Source organism: Nocardia sp. NPDC049935, assembly GCF_055586645.1.
Map to the genome: position 1 here is coordinate 811,249 of NZ_JBVJHV010000002.1, position 18,459 is coordinate 829,707.

Below are 18,459 nucleotides of genomic sequence, written 5' to 3' on the forward strand. Positions count from 1 at the left end.
CTTCACCGGCGAAATTCACAGCGGTGAGGAAAATGAACACGCCCCGGCGGGTATCAGCCGCCGAGCTTGTACCCCCGATGCAGCGCGACCACGCCGCCGGTCAGGTTCCGCCACTTCACCCCGGACCAGCCGGCGTCGGCGACCCGGCGGCCCAGCCGCCGCTGGTTCGGCCAGGCGCGGATGGATTCGGCCAGGTAGACGTAGGCGTCCGGGTTGCTGCTCACGGCGCGGGCCACCCGGGGCAGCGCCTTCATCAGGTACTCCATATAGATGGTCTTGAACACCGGGATCACCGGCGTCGAGAACTCACAGATCACCATCCGGCCGCCGGGTTTGGTGACCCGCAGCAGTTCGCGCATCGCGAGATCGATATCGGCCACATTGCGCAGGCCGAAGGAAATGGTCACCGCGTCGAAGGAGTTGTCGGCGAAGGGGAGCGCCATCGCGTCGCCCGCGACCATCGGCACCCGGCGGAACCGGCCCGCGGCCAGCATGCCCTGGGAGAAATCGGTGGCCACGCACCAGGCCCCGGATTTCCGCAGTTCCACGGTGGAGACCCCGGTCCCGGCCGCCAGGTCCAGGATCCGCTCACCCGGACGCGGATCGATCGCCTTACGGGTCAGCCAGCGCCAATAGCGGTCCTGACCTGCCGATATCACGGTGTTGGTCAGGTCGTACCGCCGCGCCACCCCGTCGAACATCGACGCGACCTCGTGCGGCTGCTTGTCCAGCGAGGCCCGGACCGATTGCGTTTTCACCACAGCCCCGACCCTAATGGGCGCCGGGGCGGCGAGCGCATCGGCGACCCGCGGCACGAGCGGCCGGTGGTCTCAGGCCGAACGCGGTAACCGGTGATCGGCGCCGATCACCTCCGCGTAGTGGCCCATGAGCTCGGTGCACACCGCCGGCCAGGTGCGATGCAGAACCGATTTGCGGGCCGCCGCGGCGAAGCGGGCGCGTAGCGCGGGCTCGCGTAACGCCGCGACGGTACTGGGCAGCAGTTCGGTGAACTCCGGAACCGGTAGCAGGTAGCCGTTGCGGCAGTGCGCGATCAGATCGCGGGGCCCGCCCATATCGGGCCCGATCACGGGAACCCCGCAGGCCAGGGCCTCCTGGACACCCTGGCAGAAGGTTTCGTGCTCGCCCGGATGCACCATCACATCCAGGCTCGCGTAGGCCCGGGCCAGTTCGTCGCCGCCGAGTTCACCGGTGAACACGGCGCCCGGCAGGGCCGCGGTGAGCTTCGCCCGTTCGGGTCCGTCGCCGACGATCACCAGTTGGATCGACGGATCGCCGGCCAATACCGCGAGCCGGTCCACATGCTTCTCCGGCGCCAGCCGGCCCACGAACCCGACGATCAGTTTGTCGTCCGCCCCGGCCCACGCCGCCCGCAGTTCGGGCCGCCGGGCGCCGGGAGTGAAGCGCACCGTGTCGACACCCCGGCCCCACCGGTGCACCCGGGGAATCCCGTGCCGGGCGAGGTCCTCGGCTGCCGCGCTCGACGGCGCGAGCGTCCGGACCGCTCCCTCGTGGATCCGCCGGGTCCAGCCCCAGGCGGCCCGGGTGGCCAGGCCCAGCCCGTAGCTCTTGGCGAAACCGGCCACATCGGTCTGGTAGACCGCCACCGCGGGCAGATCCAGCCGTAGCGCGGCCGCCAGACCTCCCGCACCCAGCAGGAAGGGGGACGCCAGATGGACTACATCCGCGTCGAACGCGCCCAGGGCCTTGACCATGCCGGGCTGCGGCAACCCCACCGGCAGCGAACTGATCTTCGGCACCATCACCGCCGGTACCCGGTACACCGGGAATCTGCCGTGCTGCCGGGCCGCGGGCGGCTGTCCGCGCAGCGAATCGGGCGCGATGACCAGGGCCTCGTGTCCGTGCTGGTCCAGATGGTCCAGCACTCGGAGCACCGAGTTCACGACGCCGTTCATATTCGGAAGAAATGACTCCGCAACGATGGCTACGCGCACACGCTCAGTGTGGGGGGTCCGATGACCCCGCTGTGCGTCGGCGATATGACACCGGATCGAAGATCGGGCGAACACTCATCGAACCGGATTCGGCCCGCACCAGCAGCCACAGTGTGGGCAGGGCCAGCGCCCAGATCGTGGCCAATACCGATAGCGCGGGCGGTATCGCCACCCGCACATCCCGGCCGGCGACCCGCACCAGATCGGGATCGGCGCGGTTGTATTCGACATTGATCCGCTCACCGGCGGTCAGGTTGGTGGGGTAGAGGACACCGACCTTCGGATTGTGGGTCACCCCATCGGGAGTGACGTACATCACTGCCGACCGCAGGCGTCCGGCGGACAGCACCTCACCGGTCGTCTCGCCCTTATCCGATTCGATCAGGTAGTCGTTGCGCCACGCGGCCAGAACCAGCAGCACCGTCAGCACGCTGAGCGCTACGGCGGCGATCAGGACCCCCACGCGCACCTTGCGCAGCCGATCGCTGGGATCGGCCGGCCGCGGCACGGGGTCCGGTCCGGGTGCCGGGTGCGCGTCCGGTTGCGGGGCCGGGCCGTGTGGCTCGGCGACCTCTGCCTGATCGGGCACGCTGGCTCCTCGGAATTCCTGTTCGGGGGTGCGCGCGGCCGCCGTACGGCAGGGCCGGGCGGCCGGTTCACGGCACGGCAACAGGCTATCCGGGTCGGCTAGGGTGGGCGCTCATGGCCCGAAAATTCGGCTTCACCCTGTCCTATCCGATCCCGGTGGACCGGCTCCACGCGGCACTGACCGGGGACGAACTGTGGCGTGATCGATTCGCCGGTGCGCAGACCGCCACGCTGGACCTGTCGCATCCCGGTGGCCCGGGGACCATCAGAATCGCCATGAGCGAGACGATCCGCCCGGACAAGATTCCCGGCATCGTCCGCAAGGTGCTCAAAAGCGATCTCGTCGTCACCCGGGTGGACAACTGGCAGCCGCTGTCCGGCGATACCGCCGAGGGCACCTTCGAGGGCACCTCGTCGGCGATCTCCTCGCAGATGACCGGGACCTTCCGGCTGCGGCCTTCGGCGGAGGGCTCGGAACTGGAGATATCCGGTTCGGTCAAGGTCAAGGTCCCGCTGGTGGGCGGCGCCATCGAACCGCTCGCCGAGCAGTTGCAGCGACGGGTGGTCGAAAGCGAACGCAAATTCGTCGTCAACTGGTTCGCCGAACGCGCCGACGCCTGATATCCGCATCCCCGGGGCCGGGCACCGCCGCGGCCCCGGGACAACCGCACCGCCCGCTCACAACTGCGTGCAGGGCGCTTCCGTCCCGGCGGCCGGATCGAATTCCTTCGGCTCGACCAGTACCAGCCAGTTTCCCGAATTGTCCCGGAACACCGTCTCCACCCCGTACGGGCGTTCGGCGGGCGGCTGCACGAACTCCACGCCCTTCGCGCTGAGCTCCTCGTAGGCCTTCCGGCAGTCCCGGGTCGTCAGCCCGAGCGAGCCGTGGCTGCCGCCGGCCAGTGAACGGCGGATCGCCTCGGCCAGGTTCTCGTCCAGCGGCGGTCCCGGCACCATCAGGGTCACCTCGAGTTCGCGATGATCCGGATGCGCCACGGTCACCCAGCGGAACCCGTTGTCGCCCATGGTGATATCGGCGGTCTCCACGAAACCGAGAATGTCGACGTACCAGTTCTTGGCCGCCGTCTGGTCGGTCACATACACCGTGACCAGCGAAATATTGGTGATGATCGGAGTCATGTCCCGACCCTATGGCCCACTCGCGCCGCCCGGCTTCTCCGAAATTGCGGTATCGGGCCGACGGTCGGACAACCCGTGCATGAAGATATAGCAGCCCGGGATCCGCGGGGCGCCGTCGGCGAACTTCGCCTGGTATTGCGACGGTGAGACGCCGACGAGGTCGGTGAATTTCCGGGAGAACGAGCCCAGACTCGTATAGCCCACCAGCAGGCACACCTCGGTTACCGTGGTGTTCGTCGCGCGCAACAGGTCCTGGGCGCGTTCGATACGCCGCTCGGCCAGATACACCGCGGGGGTCCTGCCGTAGGTCGCCGCGAAACAGCGCAGGAAATGGTATTTCGAGACGCCCGCGGCCGCCGCCATCCCGTCGAGATCCAGCGGCCGGGCGTATTCACGGTCGATGAAATCCCGCGACCGCCGCAGATGCGGGAGCAGATCCTCGGGAACCGGGCGGCCCGTCATGGCTGCGTCGCGTACCGCCGGCTCAGCCGAACGGCGCGAGTTCGTCGAAACGCATGGACGCCCGGCCGGCCGTGCGCCAGGCGCGAGCGGTGAGATCCACATCCTCGTCGGTGACGAGGTTGCCCATCACCCGGACGGCGGTGCGCTGCAGCAGTTTCGACCGCATCACCGGCGGTCCGCCGATCGGCACCATCCGCGGATGGGTGGCCAGGCCGGCGATCCGCCGCGCCACCGAATAGGTGCGGCCGTACCTGGCGCGCAACAGATCCGGCCAGATCCGCGTCAGATCGGGCTCGTCGAGCAGTTCCGAGAGCATATGGCCGCCCTCCAGCCCGTAGTCGATACCTTCGCCGTTGAGCGGATTCACACATCCCGCCGCGTCCCCGACCAGAGCCCAGTTGCGTCCCGCGATCCCGGTGACCGCACCACCCATCGGCAGCAGCGCCGAGGACACCGCACGCACCGATCCCGTCAGCTCCCATTCCGAGCGCCGCAGCTCGGTGTAGTGCTCCAGCAGCGGTTTCAACGCGATATGGGAAGGCCGCCGCTCCGTGGCCAGCGAACCGACCCCGATATTCACCTCGCCGTTGGCCAGCGGGAAAACCCAGCCGTATCCGGGGACCAGTTCGCCGTCGGCGTTACGCAGCTCCAGATGTGAAGTGATCCACTGATCGTCGCTGCGACCGGAGGTGATGTAGGCCCGGGCCGCCACCCCGTACGCGTATCGGCGATGCCACTCCCGGCCCAGCTGTTTGCCGATCGGGGAGCGGACCCCGTCGGCGACGACGAGGGTGTCGCAGCCGATATCGCGAACGGATTCGCCCGTGCGCACCGTCACTCCGGTGACCCGGTCGCCGTCACGGGAGACCTCGATCACCTTCGCGCCGTCGAACATCCGGGCGCCGGATTTCACCGCCGTCTCGCGCAGTTTGTCGTCGAGTTCGGTGCGGGGGATCGCGCTCCCGTAGGTCGGGAAGGAGCCACCCGGCCAGGGCAGCAGCGCTTCGCGGCCGAAACCGGTCATCCGGAGGCCGTGATTGACGGTATGCGCGCGCACCCATTCGCCCAGGCCCAGATGTTCGAGTTCGGCCGTCGCACGCGGAGTCAGCCCGTCACCGCAGGTCTTATCCCGTGGGAACACCGCGGAATCCAGCAGCAGCACATCGCGGCCGGCCCGCGCGGCCCACGCCGCGGCCGCCGAACCCGCCGGGCCCGCCCCCACGACCAGCACCTCTACCCGTGCGGGAAGCGCATCGGGGAAGCTGTCGGCCGGCGTGGCTCCAGGTGCACCCATGCGGTCAATAGTTACAGGCCGCCGACGTCGATGTCGATGGCGGTACGGTGCCAGCATGAGTGAGCCGGGCCCGGAGGCGGTAGCGAAGCGTCACCACGGAGGGTCCTCGCTCATGCGTGGTCGATAAGTGACGGCGTTCATGGGAGCTGTCACGTGAACACGCTAGGTTCATCACCGTGGGGTCGGACGCGTCCTTGGGAGAAGGTATGAGCACATCTGCTGTGAGCGAAGCGGGCACGGTGGTGGCGGGGGTAGACCTCGGAGACGCCGCCTTGGCGGAGACCGTGCGGGGCGGTCTCGATCAAGTGGAGAAACTACTGGTCGACGAACTGTCCGACGGTGCGTCGTTCCTGCAGGAAGCCGCGCTGCATCTGGCCAAGGCCGGAGGTAAGCGGTTCCGGCCCCTGTTCACCATCCTCACCGGCCAGCTCGGGCCCCGTCCCGGTGATCCGGACCTGATCACCGCCGGCACCGTAGTCGAACTGGTGCACCTGGCCACCCTGTACCACGACGATGTCATGGACGAGGCGACCATGCGCCGCGGCGCGGCCAGTGTGAACTCACGCTGGGGTAACAGCGTCGCCATCCTCGCCGGCGACTACCTGTTCGCCCACGCCTCCCGGCTCACCTCCACGCTCGGACCCGACGCGGTACGGATCATCGCCGAGACCTTCGCCGAACTGGTCACCGGCCAGATGCGCGAAACCATGGGCGCCCGGGAATCCACCGATCCGATCGCCCACTATCTGAAGGTCGTCTGGGAGAAGACCGGGTCGCTGATCGCGGCCTCCGGCCGCTTCGGCGGTACGTTCTCCGGCGCCGGCACCGAACATGTCGAACGCCTGGCCCGGCTCGGCGACGCGGTGGGGACGGCGTTCCAGATCTCCGACGACATCATCGATATCTCGTCGGTTTCGGCCCAGAGCGGCAAAACCCCCGGCACGGATCTGCGGGAAGGAGTGCACACCCTCCCCGTCCTCTACGCGTTGCGCGAAGAGGGCCCCGTGGGCGACCGGCTGCGCACCCTGCTCGACCACCCCCTGGAATCCGACGCGGAGGTCACCGAAGCCCTGGAACTGCTGGGCCGGTCGGCCGGTATGACCCAGGCGAAGGAAAAGCTGCGGGAATACGCCGACATCGCCCACACCGAACTGGCGGCCCTGCCCCCGGGCCCCGCCAACGACGCCCTCGTACGCCTGGTCCAATACACCATCGAACGAGTCGGCTGAGTAATTGGAGCAGCTCCGCTGCTCGAGGTTCGGCAGTAATTCTGGAGCGCTGACGCGCTCGAGGTTCGGCCCTCCTGAGCGTCTGCTGTCGGCCCTCGAGACTCGCGGCTGCGCCGCATGCGCTTCGAGGGCCGACAGCAGACGCGGGCCGAACCAGTGATGTGTGGCTCCGAGCTGGATATGCCGCTCCGAGTTCGGTGCCGCGTTCAGCGATGCCCTTGAAGGGTTCGGCCCGCGTCAAGGGGTCGGCCCGCGTCGCCTGTCAGACCTCGAAGCGCATGTGGCGAAGCCACGAGTCTCGAGGTCTGACAGGCGACGCTCAGGAGGGCCGACCCTCGAGCAGCGGAGCTGCTCCATGTAACGGAACTTCCCCGTCGTGGTAATCGTTGTCGTGCAGTAGCGGTTCTGGCCGAAATTCGCGCGGTAGACGCGCCACGTATACAGGAGTGCTATGCACGGGCACGGGTTTGCGAATGGGATGAAAACGTTCGGGCTCATGGTCGGTCTTTCCGCGTTGATAGTGCTCGCGGGAGCGGCGTTCCGGAATACGACCATTCTGGTGATCGCGATCGTGCTCGCGGTGGCCATGAACGGCTACGCGTATTTCAACAGCGACAAGCTCGCCTTGAAGGCGATGCGGGCACAGCCGGTGAGCGAGATCGAGGCGCCGGTCATCTACAAGATCGTGCGTGAGCTGGCGACCACCGCCCGGCAGCCGGTGCCGAGGTTGTATATCAGCCCCACCAACGCACCGAATGCGTTCGCCACCGGGCGTAGCCCGCGGCATGCGGCCGTCTGCTGTACCAGCGGGATTCTGCAGATCCTGGACGAGCGGGAATTACGGGCCGTACTCGGGCACGAACTCTCGCATGTATACAACCGGGATATCTTGATCTCCTCGGTGGCCGGTGCGATGGCGGCGGTGATTTCCGGCCTGGCCAATTTTGCGTATTTCGCGGCCGCCTTCGGCGGTAACCGCGGCGGCTCCGGGCCCAATCTCATCGGGGTGCTGCTGGTGAGTCTGCTGGGCCCGATCGCCGCGGGTTTGATCAAAATGGCGGTGTCGCGGTCGCGGGAGTACCAGGCCGACGAATCGGGGGCCGAGCTGACCGGCGATCCGCTGGCCCTGGCGTCGGCGCTGCGGAAATTGGAGCGCGGGGTGCAGGCGGCCCCGTTGCCGCCCGAACCCCGGCTCACCGCGCAATCGCATCTGATGATCGCCAACCCGTTCCGTGCCGGTGATCGGATGGCCCGGTTGTTCTCGACCCATCCGCCGATGGCGGATCGGATCGCGCGGCTCGAGCAGATGGCCGGCCGCTGATCCGCCGGGCCGGTGGCGGTGGCTACCGGTAGTTCACGAACTGCAGGGCGATTCCGAAGTCCTCGCCCTTCAGCAGGGCGATCACGGCCTGGAGGTCGTCGCGCTTCTTGCTGGTGACGCGCAGTTCCTCGCCCTGGATCTGAGCCTTGACGCCCTTGGGGCCCTCGTCACGGATCTTCTTGGAGATCTTCTTGGCGTGTTCGGAGTCGATGCCCTGGACGAGTGATCCGGTGACCTTGTAGGTCTTGCCGGAGGCGACCGGCTCGCCGGCGTCGAAGGCCTTGAGCGAGATATCGCGCCGGATCAATTTCTCCTTGAACACCTCGAGTGCGGCCTTCACCCGTTCTTCGGATTCGGCGGTCAGTACGACGTTGTCCTCGCCGGACCATTCGATTGCCGCGCCTGTTCCCCGGAAGTCGTAGCGGGTGTTCAGCTCCTTCTCGGCCTGGTGCAGGGCGTTGTCGACCTCCTGCCGTTCGACCTTGCTGACGATATCGAATGATGAATCGGCCACACTGAGCTCCTGTTCGCTGTTGAATCACCCCTGCGTGCCTAGGCAAGCTACCTCGGCGCCGATCGGCCGTCTCGAAAGGGCGCGGTTCATACGATCTGGCCAGCGGGTTTGCATTCCGGGTGCGGGTTCGTTGTATCCTGCTCAGCGCACTCGGAAAAGCGATCCGAGATCGGGAGTGCGCCTCCAGGCAGGTTGCCCGAGCGGCCAATGGGAGCAGACTGTAAATCTGTCGGTGAAAGCCTACGTAGGTTCGAATCCTACACCTGCCACCACGAACCCCCACCGGTGAAATCCGGTGGGGGTTTCGTCGTTCCGGTACCCGTGCCGAGTGCGTAAAATGGGCTCTGACCACGCGGTTTGGAGCTCTCGGCGGTGAGTGTGTACTCTCGTTCAAGTCTTCGAGGCAACGGGTAGAAGTTCGCCGATTCCCGCTGCGGAGAAGTCGTGCCCCCTTAGCTCAGTCGGCAGAGCGTTTCCATGGTAAGGAAAAGGTCAACGGTTCGATTCCGTTAGGGGGCTCGCCGGATTGCCGGTGGTGTCCGACTCGGCACTCCAAGCCGCGACGTCGCCGTTGCAGATGGTGCGTAAGGCGGTGTAGCTCAGTCGGTAGAGCAAACGACTCATAATCGTTGTGTCGCCGGTTCAAGTCCGGCCATCGCTACCCATACTGATTGACCCTCTGGTTGACCGGAAAGAAGGCATAATCGTGGCCGCGAAGTCCACCGATGTCCGGCCAAAGATCACCTTGGCCTGCGAGCAGTGCAAGCATCGCAACTACATCACCAAGAAGAACCGGCGCAACGACCCGGACCGCCTCGAGCTGAAGAAGTTCTGCCCGAACTGCGGCACCCACCGGGCGCACCGCGAGTCGCGCTGACCCTCCCGTGAGTATCGCCGTCCGTGGCCGGGCGGCGATTTCCCGATGGTCGTGCGACGGCCATCGAATCCGCGGCCGGTACCCGGTCGCTGTCATGATCGGGCGGCGGCACGGCCCCTCGTGGTCACGCCACTTTCGTTCCGGGCTGATGTCCAGTCGCCATGCAGACTCCGTGCTGCGGGGTCAGATAGGTACAGTCCTCCCGTGACAATGAACACCGGAACAGACGAAGCGGTTGCGACGGAGACGGAGTTCGACCCCGCCGCACACGCGGCCGCGATGGTCGGTCACCACTACCGTGTCGACGACTATTACGAGGTCGGCCGCGAAAAGGTGCGTGAATACGCCCGCGCCGTCCAGGACAGCCACCCGGTGCACTGGGACGAGGACATCGCGCTGGAATTCGGCTACGACGGCCTGGTCGCCCCGCTGACGTTCATTTCCCTGGTCGGCATCCTGGCGCAGCGCAAACTCTTCGAAACGGTCGTGACCGGTTACGACCTCAGCCAGATCATGCAGACCGATCAGATCCTGGAGTTCCACCGGCCGATTCTGGTCGGCGACAGGCTGACCTGCGATGTCTATCTGCATTCGTTCCGCCAGGCCTTCGGCGGCGACATCATCGTCACCAAGAACATCGTCACCGACCAGAACGACGAACTGGTTCTCACCACCTACACCACGCTCGTCGGACGCAGCGGCGGAGATATCGATCCCAATCTCAACGACGCCGTGCGCAACGTGCTGATGCACGGGATGGAAGCCTCCATGCCCGATCACACGCCGCGGTCGCATCCCGCCCCGCCCGCGCCGGCGGCGCTGGCGGTGGAGCCCACCCGGTTCGCCCGCGCGTTCGGCGATGTCTCCGTCGGGGACGAGCTCCCGGCCCGTATCGTCCGGCTGACCCGCGGCGACCTGGTGAACTACGCCGGCGTATCCGGCGACGCCAACCCCATCCACTGGAGCGACGAGGTCGTGAAGCTGGTGGACCTGGACACCTGCGTGGCGCACGGCATGCTCTCGATGGGCCTCGGCGGCGGGTTCGTCTCCTCCTGGCTGGGCGATCCCGGCGGGGTCAGGGAGTACAACGTCCGCTTCACCAGCCCGGTGTTCGTGAGTGCCACCGAGGCCGCCGAGGTCGAGTTCACCGGCAAGGTCAAATCGCTCGACCCGGAAACGAAGACAGCGGTGATCGCGATCGTCGCGAAATCCGGCGGGCGAAAGATCTTCGGCCGGGCCACCGCTACGGTGCGGTTGTCCTGACCTGGTCGGGTGACCCTGATTGGCTTCTGTCGCCGACCGTGCCGTACACTCGGGATTCTGGGGTCACCAGCCGATGCGCGCTGCTCTGCAAGGCTGGTTCCAGGCGGGGTTACCGAGTATCGGCCGGTACGGCTGAGTAGGCTCGGACCGAACCGGTTCGTCCGGCCCCGCCGACGGGGCCGGCATCTGCCGGAGCGGCGCGCGTGTTGTGTGACACCCACGTCGACAACTGAATATCGCAGTGTGGCCGGATCTCACCTGTCGGTGATCGGTTCGGCCGAAGGGGCGTAGCTCAAATGGCAGAGCAGCGGTCTCCAAAACCGCAGGTTGCAGGTTCAAGTCCTGTCGCCCCTGCCCTGGACACCAGCGACGAGAGAGGATCGACGTGACCGACGAGCGGGACACTCGCCGCGGCGGATATGGCGCCGACGACGGCGACGACACCGCCGCCGTGCGGCCGAGCGGAAAGCGCTCCGCTCGGCGGAGCCGGTCCGACTCGTCGGGCGCGTCCGATACCGGTTCGATCGCGACCATCGATCGGCCCGAACGCAAGGCCGAGACGAAGTCGGGCCGATCCGAACGCGATCGGTCGCGGAATCCGTTCAAGCGTTTGTTCAAGTTCCTGCGTGAGGTGATCGCGGAACTGCGGAAGGTTATCTGGCCCAACCGGAAGCAGATGGTCACCTATACGACCGTTGTGCTGGTGTTCGTGATCTTCATGGTCGCGTTCATCAGCGGGTTGGATCTGGCGTTCATCAAGGGTGTCGACTGGTTGTTCGGTTAGCCAGGCGATATCGGCGCCGGTAACCGATCCGCGCCGCGGGCCGGATGCCAGACCGATAGCCGCGCCCGAACCCGGCACGCAGAGGATGCACGTGACGACACAGGAAGCGAGTGCCCAGTGAGCACCCCGGAGAACGACACCACCGACGAGTTCCCGGTCGACGATCAGACGGCCGAGGAGGCCGCCGTGTCCGTCGAGGAGCCGGCGTCCGACGCCGAGCCCGAGGCTGCCGACGAGGCCGCGCCCGCATCCGACGACGGCGAGGAGCCGGATCCGGTCGAGCAGATGAAGGCCGTGCTGCGTCGCTCGCCGGGCGACTGGTACGTGATCCATTCCTATGCCGGTTACGAGAACAAGGTGAAGACCAATCTCGAGACCCGTGTGCAGAACCTGGACCTGGAGGATTACATCTTCCAGGTGGAGGTGCCCACCGAAGAGGTCACCGAGATCAAGAACGGCCAGCGCAAGAGCGTGAACCGCAAGGTGCTGCCGGGCTACATCCTGGTGCGGATGGACCTGAACGACGAATCCTGGGGCGCGGTCCGCAACACCCCGGGTGTCACCGGGTTCGTGGGCGCCACCTCGCGCCCCTCGCCGCTGACCATCAATGACGTGGTGAAGTTCCTGGTGCCGGCCTCGCAGCAGAAGAAGGCCGCCGCTCCGGCCGCCGCAGCGGCGTCTCAGGAGAGTGCCGGCGAGACCGCGGCCAAGCCCACCATCGAGGTCGATTTCGAGGTCGGCGAATCGGTGACGGTGATGGACGGCCCGTTCGCGACGCTGCCCGCGACCATTTCCGAGGTCAACGCCGAACAGCAGAAGCTCAAGGTGCTGGTCTCGATCTTCGGTCGCGAAACTCCGGTCGAACTGGAATTCACCAAGGTCGCCAAGATCTAGTAGGCGGCACCTGTGCTCCCGAGGCCGTGAGCCTCGGGCCGGAACTTGCAGAGAGCAAGGAACCACACACCCTAGGAAAGAAAGATGCCCCCCAAGAAGAAGAAGCTCGCCGGGATCATCAAGCTCCAGATCCAGGCCGGCCAGGCGAACCCGGCTCCTCCGGTGGGCCCGGCGCTCGGTCAGCACGGCGTCAACATCATGGAGTTCTGCAAGGCGTACAACGCCGCGACCGAATCGCAGCGTGGCAACGTCGTGCCGGTCGAGATCTCGGTGTACGAGGATCGGTCCTTCGACTTCAAGCTGAAGACCCCGCCCGCCGCCCGGTTGCTGCTGAAGGCCGCCGGCGTGCAGAAGGGTTCGGCCGAGCCGCACCGCAACAAGGTCGCCACGGTGACCATGGACCAGGTGCGCGAGATCGCGAAGACCAAGCAGGAAGATCTGAACGCCAACGATATCGATCAGGCGGCCAAGATCATCGCCGGGACCGCGCGCTCGATGGGTATCACCGTCGAAGGCTGACGCTCAGCGCACGTTTGGTGGGAGGGCCGGCCAGGCCCGATAACCACGACTGAACCAGAAACCGAGGACAGAGAAACATGGCAAAACGAAGCAAGGCGTATCTCGCCGCGGCCGAGAAGGTCGATCGCAGCAAGCTGTACTCTCCGCTGGCCGCCACCCGGCTCGCCAAGGAGACCTCCACCACCAAGACCGACGCGACCGTCGAGGTCGCGATCCGGCTGGGTGTGGATCCCCGTAAAGCCGATCAGATGGTTCGCGGCACCGTGAACCTGCCGCACGGCACCGGTAAGACCGCTCGCGTCATCGTGTTCGCGGCCGGCGAGAAGGCCGCCGAGGCCGAGGCCGCCGGTGCGGACGCCGTGGGCGCCGAGGATCTGATCGAGCGGATCCAGGGCGGCTGGCTGGACTTCGACGCCGCGATCGCCACCCCCGACCAGATGGCCAAGGTCGGCCGGATCGCGCGTGTCCTGGGCCCGCGTGGTCTGATGCCGAACCCCAAGACCGGCACGGTCACCACCGATGTGACCAAAGCGGTCGCCGACATCAAGGGTGGCAAGATCAATTTCCGCGTCGACAAGCAGGCCAACCTGCACTTCGTGATCGGCAAGGCGTCGTTCGACGACAACAAGCTGGTCGAGAACTACGGGGCCGCGCTGGACGAGATCCTGCGTGCCAAGCCGTCGACCGCCAAGGGGCGTTACGTCAAGAAGGTGACGGTCTCGACGAACACCGGACCGGGCATCCCGGTGGACCCGAACCGCACCCGCAACCTCCTGGACGAGGAAGCGTAAACGGCGCCAGGCACTATCCCGCGACGGCGGGAGCATCCTCCGCGGATGCTCCCGCCGTCGCGTTTTCGTTCGGGGTCGTAGCGGTAGTCCCGCTGTCACGGTGTGCGATCGCCGAACAGGATCGAATCACCCCTGTGCACGCCCCAGGGCAGCGCGACGGCGACGATCACCGCGCACACCAGCACCGCCGCTGTCGCGACGAGTGACGCCGCGTGCGAACCTTCCAGGCAGGCGGCTTTCATCGCCGTGATGAGGGTTTCGCGCTGGGTGTCGAAGAAGGGCGCCAGTTCGCGTTCGCGCATTTCCAGAATGCTGAGCGGGGTGGCGGCCGCGAATCCCTTCTCGTCCTCGGTCATCAGCGACGCCGGTACTCGGTCCAGCAGGGGCTGGACGCGGGTGGTGTAGTAGGACGCCACGATGGATCCGAGTACCGCCACGCCCAGGGTGCCGCCGATCTCGCGGGTCGTATCGTTGACCGCCGAACCTGCCCCGGCTTCGTCGAGCGGTAGCGCCGACATGATGGATTCGGTCGCCGGGCCCTGCACGATCGCCAGGCCGAGAGCCATGGACACCATCGAGGGCAGCACATCGGTGAGGTAACCGCTGTCGACGGTCACCTGGCCGCCCAGGTAGAGGCCCAGCCCCGTGAGCAGGAGCCCGAAGACGATCACCGGTGTGGTACCGAATCTTTGCGCGAGCAGCGTGGCCAGGGGCGCGCCGAGCGCGACCGAGGCCGCGAACGGCAACGAGGCGATTCCGAACTCCAGCGGGGTGTACTCACGCACGCCCTGGAAGTACTGGGTGATGAGGAACAGGAAGCCGAACATCGAGAAGTAGCCGACGGCGATCGCCAGGGCGGGCAGCGAGAAACGGCGTACCCGGAACAGCCGCATATCGAGGATCGGTGTGGTGGTGCGCAGTTCCCAGCAGACGAAGGCGGCCAGCAGCGCGAGGCCGGCCGTCCCCGTGGCGAGGGTGACCGGGGCGAGCCAGCCGTAGTGGGGCGCCTCGATGACGGCCCGGACCACGAGCACGATTCCGGCGATGGAGAGTCCGATTCCGGGTAGATCGAGGCGGCCGGTGTGCTGTGCGCGGGATTCCGGAACCCAGCGCAGTACCGCCGCCAGCGCGACGAGCGCTACGGGGACGTTGATCCAGAAGACGGAATGCCAGGAGAAGTGTTCGAGGAGCCATCCGCCCGAAATCGGGCCGATCGCGATGGCGAATCCCGCCATGGCGGTCCAGGCGGCGATGGCCAGCGCGCGTTCGCGGCGGTCGGTGAAGATATTGATGATCAGGGCGAGCGTCGCGGGAAAGACCGCGGCCGCGAAAACGCCCATCACGGCCCGGGCGGTGATCACGGCCCCGAGCGAATCCGAGAGCGCGCCGCCGATGGAGGCGAGGGCCACGCCGGCGAGCCCGATCGTCATCACGCGGCGGCGGCCGTACCGGTCGCCGAGGTTTCCGCAGGCCAGCAACAGTCCGGCGAAGGTCAGGGTGTAGGCGTCGACCACCCACTGCAGCCCGCTGACCCCGGTGGTGAGTTCTACGCCGATCGAGGGCAGCGCGACATTGACGATGGTGTTGTCCAGGACCACGAGCAGTTCCGCCAGGCAGATGACGGCGAGGGCCAGGAACCGTCGAGAACGTCGGTCCGGCAGTCGAGGCGCGGCGATTATGTCGGTCGTCATACTCAGCAGCGAACCACTATCTGTTACCTGAAGTAACACTATGATCGTGTGATCTCCGCCGGAGTGCGGACCGGTTGTGTCATGTCTCACCGCGAGGGGCCGGCGAATATCGTCGCGGAAGGGGGATTGCGGGCACGTTTTGCCAGATGGGCGGGTCGCGAGGTACTCTGATCGGCGGTTGTCGACGAGTTCGACCGCCACCCAATCCGTTCTACCGAAGACCGTTGGTCGCTGATTTCGTATGGAATCGGTCGAAGGTCCGGCGAAAGTGCCGGCGGCCCGCGCAGGGAGAGCCGAGGCTGGGAGTGGAGTGCGGGTTTGCGCCTGCGGTCCGAATACTCTTCGCGCCCCGGAACGCTCTGCGTTCGGGGCGCTTGTTCTTTCGCCGGCCCCTGATTCGGTAGGGCATATCCATACCGACATCAGAGAGGAGGCGAAGTATGGCGAAACCCGAAAAGGTAACCGCGGTCGCGGAGATCACCGAGCAGTTCAAGGGCTCGACCGCCGCGGTCATCACGGAATACCGTGGTCTGTCCGTCGGTGCGCTGACCCAGCTGCGTCGTGCGCTGGGTGCCGATGCCACGTACTCCGTCGCCAAGAACACCCTGGTGAAGCGTGCCGCGGCCGAGGCCGGCGTGGAGGGCCTGGACGACCTGTTCGTCGGACCCACCGCGATCGCGTTCATCTCGGGCGAACCGGTCGAGGCGGCCAAGGCCCTCAAGACCTTCGCCAAGGACAACAAGGCGCTGGTTATCAAGGGCGGCTACATGGACGGCGCACCGCTGTCCGTGGCCGAGGTCGAGCGGATCGCCGACCTGGAGTCGCGCGAGGTCCTGCTGGCCAAGCTGGCCGGTGCCATGAAGGGCAACCTGGCCAAGGCCGCCGGTCTGTTCAACGCTCCCGCTTCGCAGGTGGCCCGCCTGGCCGCCGCGCTGCAGGAGAAGAAGCAGGCCGAAGGCGGAGACGCCGCCGCGGAGTAACACCTTCCGCACCTCATTCGCGGAAGGGCCGCGTCCGGCTCACCCGCGCAGACATTCACTATCGAAAGGAAAATATCAATGGCCAACGTTGATGAGCTGCTCGAAACCTTCGGCAACATGACCCTGCTCGAGCTGTCGGACTTCGTCAAGAAGTTCGAGGAGAAGTTCGAGGTCACCGCTGCTGCTCCGGTCGCCGTCGCTGCCGCCGGTGCCGCCCCGGCCGCCGCCGAGGCCGCCGAGGAGCAGGACGAGTTCGACGTCATCCTCGAGGGTGCCGGCGATAAGAAGATCCAGGTCATCAAGGTGGTCCGTGAGATCGTCTCCGGCCTGGGCCTGAAGGAGGCCAAGGACCTCGTCGAGGGTGCTCCGAAGCCGATCCTGGAGAAGGTCGCCAAGGAAGCCGCCGACGCCGCCAAGGAGAAGCTGGAAGGCGCGGGCGCGAAGGTCTCGGTCAAGTAATTCCGACCGGTACAGCCGGAAACGGGCGGCCCCTCGGGGCCGCCCGTTTCTGTTTCCCGGAGAGTCGCTGGTGTGCTGGTTAACGGTGATTCTTCCGGTTGGCAACCGTCACCGGTGGTTACTCTTCGGTCAGGTCGGGTGTGCTATGGGTGTGCCATGAGATACAGTGGCCGAACCCACTGTGACGTGAGACGCACCGCTACCGGGTCTGCGGTGCCGAAGTGGGCAGCTCGCTGAGAAATGTGGAGGTTGGCGTGGGCGTCGAGGTCAGGACCGAGAGTGTAACCAAGTCGTTCGGTTCACAGCGGATTTGGCAGGACGTTTCAATTACCCTGCCTGCCGGTGAGGTCAGCGCGCTGCTGGGCCCGTCGGGTACCGGTAAGTCCGTATTCCTGAAGTCGCTGATCGGCCTGCTGCGGCCGGAGCGCGGGTCCATTTTCATCGGTGGTACCGATATCACCACCTGCTCCAACAAGGAGCTCTACGAAATCCGGAAACTCTTCGGCGTGCTGTTCCAGGACGGCGCGCTGTTCGGGTCGATGAACCTCTTCGACAATGTCGCCTTCCCGCTGCGGGAACATACGAAGAAGTCCGAGTCCGAGATCCGCAAGATCGTCATGGAGAAGCTCGAACTCACCGGTCTGCTCGGTGCGGAGGGCAAACTGCCCGGCGAGATCTCCGGCGGTATGCGTAAGCGCGCCGGCCTGGCCCGCGCGCTGGTACTCGATCCGCAGATCATCCTGGTCGACGAGCCGGACTCCGGTCTCGACCCGGTGCGTACGTCGTACCTGAGCCAGCTGCTCATCGATATCAACGCGCAGATCGACGCCACGATCCTGATCGTGACCCACAACATCAACCTGGCCCGCACCGTGCCCGACAACATCGGCATGCTGTTCCGGCGCCAGCTGGTGATGTTCGGTCCGCGCGAGGTGCTGCTCACCAGCGAGGAGCCGGTGGTCAAGCAGTTCCTCAACGGCCGCATGATCGGTCCGATCGGTATGTCCGAGGAGAAGGACGAGGCGCAGATGGCGCGCGAGCAGGCGCTCGTGGACGCCGGCCACCATCACGGCGGCGCCGAAGAGGTCGACGGCATCATCCCGCAGATGCGCGCCACCCCGGGTATGCCGGTGCGCCAGGCCGTGCAGCGGCGTAAGGACCGCGTCCGCGAGGTCATGCACACCCTGCCGCATGCCGCGCAGGTGGCCATCCGCGAATCGCTGGACGAGAACGACGAGACCATGGTCATGTCGTACAACTCCGGCCGGCAGCCCGCCGGCCGTGACGCGGGTAACGATTTCCCGGGTTCGGACTTCGAGACCGCGCAGTACCCCAAGCTGTAACAGGCTTGCTCCGAGAGCAGCGCGTCGGGTTCGCACCCGGCGCGCTGTTTGTTTTCGCGGACACGCCCGGGCTCGCCGGCCGTCGATCCGAGGGCTGCGCACCCCCGCGACGTCCTCGCCGCCGGTGTTTCGGGTGATCTTGTACTGCGGCAACCGATCCGAGGACCAGCAGGTCGGCACGGGCACTTGACGACTTTCGCCCGACCCGTCACGCTATTGGAGACGGCTTCGACCGTCACCGAGAGTGCACGACCGCCAGCGCCGAATCAGTTGTCGGCGGCTCGGACCGCGGACCGGAACGCAGCCAGCGAACCGGTCCGGCGAGTCAGCCGCCCAA

General features: G+C 66.4%; 20 protein-coding genes and 4 tRNA genes. 16 read left to right on the top strand and 8 right to left on the bottom strand.

The window, feature by feature from the left end:
- Nucleotides 1–53: 53 nt before the first annotated feature.
- From ACZ6SF_RS12115 to ACZ6SF_RS12125, 3 genes are all read right to left on the bottom strand, one after another.
- Nucleotides 54–761, bottom strand: coding sequence for a demethylmenaquinone methyltransferase (locus ACZ6SF_RS12115; protein WP_466062082.1), 708 nt, complete (start codon nucleotides 759–761; stop codon nucleotides 54–56).
- Between the two features lie 69 nt (nucleotides 762–830).
- Nucleotides 831–1,973 carry a glycosyltransferase family 4 protein gene (locus ACZ6SF_RS12120; protein WP_466062083.1) on the bottom strand — a complete coding sequence of 381 codons (1,143 nt, stop codon included), beginning with the start codon at nucleotides 1,971–1,973 and terminating at the stop codon, nucleotides 831–833.
- A gap of 4 nt (nucleotides 1,974–1,977) precedes the next feature.
- Nucleotides 1,978–2,481 carry a DUF3592 domain-containing protein gene (locus tag ACZ6SF_RS12125; RefSeq protein WP_466062272.1) on the bottom strand — a complete coding sequence of 168 codons (504 nt, stop codon included), beginning with the start codon at nucleotides 2,479–2,481 and terminating at the stop codon, nucleotides 1,978–1,980.
- A 194-nt stretch (nucleotides 2,482–2,675) separates the two neighbouring features.
- Here ACZ6SF_RS12125 and ACZ6SF_RS12130 point away from each other — a divergent pair, with 194 nt between their 5' ends.
- Entirely contained in the window at nucleotides 2,676–3,182 is a 507-nt protein-coding gene (locus tag ACZ6SF_RS12130; RefSeq protein ID WP_466062084.1) for a DUF2505 domain-containing protein, read from the top strand.
- 57 nt (nucleotides 3,183–3,239) lie between these two features.
- On the opposite strand, the gene ACZ6SF_RS12135 is transcribed toward ACZ6SF_RS12130, so the two are convergent.
- From ACZ6SF_RS12135 to ACZ6SF_RS12145, 3 genes are read right to left on the bottom strand one after another with little or no spacing between them, the layout of a single operon-like run.
- Complete coding sequence (locus tag ACZ6SF_RS12135; protein ID WP_466062273.1) at nucleotides 3,240–3,692, bottom strand: VOC family protein; 453 nt, start codon at nucleotides 3,690–3,692, stop codon at nucleotides 3,240–3,242.
- A gap of 18 nt (nucleotides 3,693–3,710) precedes the next feature.
- Nucleotides 3,711–4,163 carry a helix-turn-helix transcriptional regulator gene (locus ACZ6SF_RS12140; protein ID WP_466062085.1) on the bottom strand — a complete coding sequence of 151 codons (453 nt, stop codon included), beginning with the start codon at nucleotides 4,161–4,163 and terminating at the stop codon, nucleotides 3,711–3,713.
- A gap of 22 nt (nucleotides 4,164–4,185) precedes the next feature.
- A complete protein-coding gene (locus ACZ6SF_RS12145; protein WP_466062086.1) occupies nucleotides 4,186–5,457 on the bottom strand; it encodes a geranylgeranyl reductase family protein in 1,272 nt (423 codons plus the stop codon).
- Nucleotides 5,458–5,663: 206 nt separating this feature from the next.
- On the opposite strand from ACZ6SF_RS12145, the gene ACZ6SF_RS12150 reads away from it, so the two are divergent.
- Nucleotides 5,664–6,686 (top strand): polyprenyl synthetase family protein, encoded by a 1,023-nt coding sequence (locus tag ACZ6SF_RS12150; RefSeq protein ID WP_466062087.1) that lies wholly within the window; start codon nucleotides 5,664–5,666, stop codon nucleotides 6,684–6,686.
- A 451-nt stretch (nucleotides 6,687–7,137) separates the two neighbouring features.
- Complete coding sequence (gene htpX, locus ACZ6SF_RS12155) at nucleotides 7,138–8,007, top strand: zinc metalloprotease HtpX (protein WP_466062089.1); 870 nt, start codon at nucleotides 7,138–7,140, stop codon at nucleotides 8,005–8,007.
- 22 nt (nucleotides 8,008–8,029) lie between these two features.
- Here the strand turns inward: htpX and ACZ6SF_RS12160 are convergent, their stop codons facing one another.
- Entirely contained in the window at nucleotides 8,030–8,521 is a 492-nt protein-coding gene (locus ACZ6SF_RS12160; RefSeq protein ID WP_466062090.1) for a YajQ family cyclic di-GMP-binding protein, read from the bottom strand.
- 186 nt (nucleotides 8,522–8,707) lie between these two features.
- Here ACZ6SF_RS12160 and ACZ6SF_RS12165 point away from each other — a divergent pair.
- The 10 genes from ACZ6SF_RS12165 to rplA all read left to right on the top strand — a co-directional run bounded on the left by ACZ6SF_RS12165 (nucleotide 8,708) and on the right by rplA (nucleotide 13,649).
- Nucleotides 8,708–8,793: transfer RNA gene (locus ACZ6SF_RS12165), tRNA-Tyr, on the top strand.
- Between the two features lie 174 nt (nucleotides 8,794–8,967).
- Nucleotides 8,968–9,040 (top strand) — tRNA-Thr (locus tag ACZ6SF_RS12170).
- A 69-nt stretch (nucleotides 9,041–9,109) separates the two neighbouring features.
- Nucleotides 9,110–9,182, top strand: a tRNA-Met gene (locus ACZ6SF_RS12175).
- Between the two features lie 45 nt (nucleotides 9,183–9,227).
- On the top strand, nucleotides 9,228–9,398 hold the full coding sequence (gene rpmG, locus ACZ6SF_RS12180) for a 50S ribosomal protein L33 (RefSeq protein ID WP_011211653.1): 171 nt from the start codon (nucleotides 9,228–9,230) through the stop codon (nucleotides 9,396–9,398).
- A 210-nt stretch (nucleotides 9,399–9,608) separates the two neighbouring features.
- On the top strand, nucleotides 9,609–10,661 hold the full coding sequence (locus tag ACZ6SF_RS12185; RefSeq protein ID WP_466062274.1) for a fused (3R)-hydroxyacyl-ACP dehydratase subunits HadA/HadB: 1,053 nt from the start codon (nucleotides 9,609–9,611) through the stop codon (nucleotides 10,659–10,661).
- A gap of 281 nt (nucleotides 10,662–10,942) precedes the next feature.
- A tRNA-Trp gene (locus ACZ6SF_RS12190) sits at nucleotides 10,943–11,015 on the top strand.
- A gap of 31 nt (nucleotides 11,016–11,046) precedes the next feature.
- A complete protein-coding gene (secE, locus tag ACZ6SF_RS12195; RefSeq protein ID WP_466062091.1) occupies nucleotides 11,047–11,445 on the top strand; it encodes a preprotein translocase subunit SecE in 399 nt (132 codons plus the stop codon).
- 117 nt (nucleotides 11,446–11,562) lie between these two features.
- Complete coding sequence (gene nusG, locus ACZ6SF_RS12200) at nucleotides 11,563–12,339, top strand: transcription termination/antitermination protein NusG (RefSeq protein WP_466062092.1); 777 nt, start codon at nucleotides 11,563–11,565, stop codon at nucleotides 12,337–12,339.
- 84 nt (nucleotides 12,340–12,423) lie between these two features.
- Complete coding sequence (rplK, locus tag ACZ6SF_RS12205; RefSeq protein WP_450000328.1) at nucleotides 12,424–12,858, top strand: 50S ribosomal protein L11; 435 nt, start codon at nucleotides 12,424–12,426, stop codon at nucleotides 12,856–12,858.
- A gap of 77 nt (nucleotides 12,859–12,935) precedes the next feature.
- Complete coding sequence (gene rplA, locus ACZ6SF_RS12210) at nucleotides 12,936–13,649, top strand: 50S ribosomal protein L1 (RefSeq protein WP_466062093.1); 714 nt, start codon at nucleotides 12,936–12,938, stop codon at nucleotides 13,647–13,649.
- A 95-nt stretch (nucleotides 13,650–13,744) separates the two neighbouring features.
- On the opposite strand, the gene ACZ6SF_RS12215 is transcribed toward rplA, so the two are convergent.
- Nucleotides 13,745–15,340, bottom strand: a complete 1,596-nt coding sequence (locus ACZ6SF_RS12215; RefSeq protein ID WP_466062094.1) for an MFS transporter — start codon at nucleotides 15,338–15,340, stop codon at nucleotides 13,745–13,747.
- A gap of 440 nt (nucleotides 15,341–15,780) precedes the next feature.
- Between ACZ6SF_RS12215 and rplJ the strand changes: the two genes are divergently transcribed.
- The 3 genes from rplJ to ACZ6SF_RS12230 all read left to right on the top strand — a co-directional run bounded on the left by rplJ (nucleotide 15,781) and on the right by ACZ6SF_RS12230 (nucleotide 18,122).
- Entirely contained in the window at nucleotides 15,781–16,320 is a 540-nt protein-coding gene (gene rplJ, locus ACZ6SF_RS12220) for a 50S ribosomal protein L10 (RefSeq protein WP_450000333.1), read from the top strand.
- A 78-nt stretch (nucleotides 16,321–16,398) separates the two neighbouring features.
- Nucleotides 16,399–16,779 carry a 50S ribosomal protein L7/L12 gene (gene rplL / locus ACZ6SF_RS12225; RefSeq protein WP_396944565.1) on the top strand — a complete coding sequence of 127 codons (381 nt, stop codon included), beginning with the start codon at nucleotides 16,399–16,401 and terminating at the stop codon, nucleotides 16,777–16,779.
- Between the two features lie 254 nt (nucleotides 16,780–17,033).
- Nucleotides 17,034–18,122, top strand: coding sequence for an ABC transporter ATP-binding protein (locus tag ACZ6SF_RS12230; RefSeq protein WP_466062095.1), 1,089 nt, complete (start codon nucleotides 17,034–17,036; stop codon nucleotides 18,120–18,122).
- The last annotated feature ends 337 nt before the right edge of the window (nucleotides 18,123–18,459 follow it).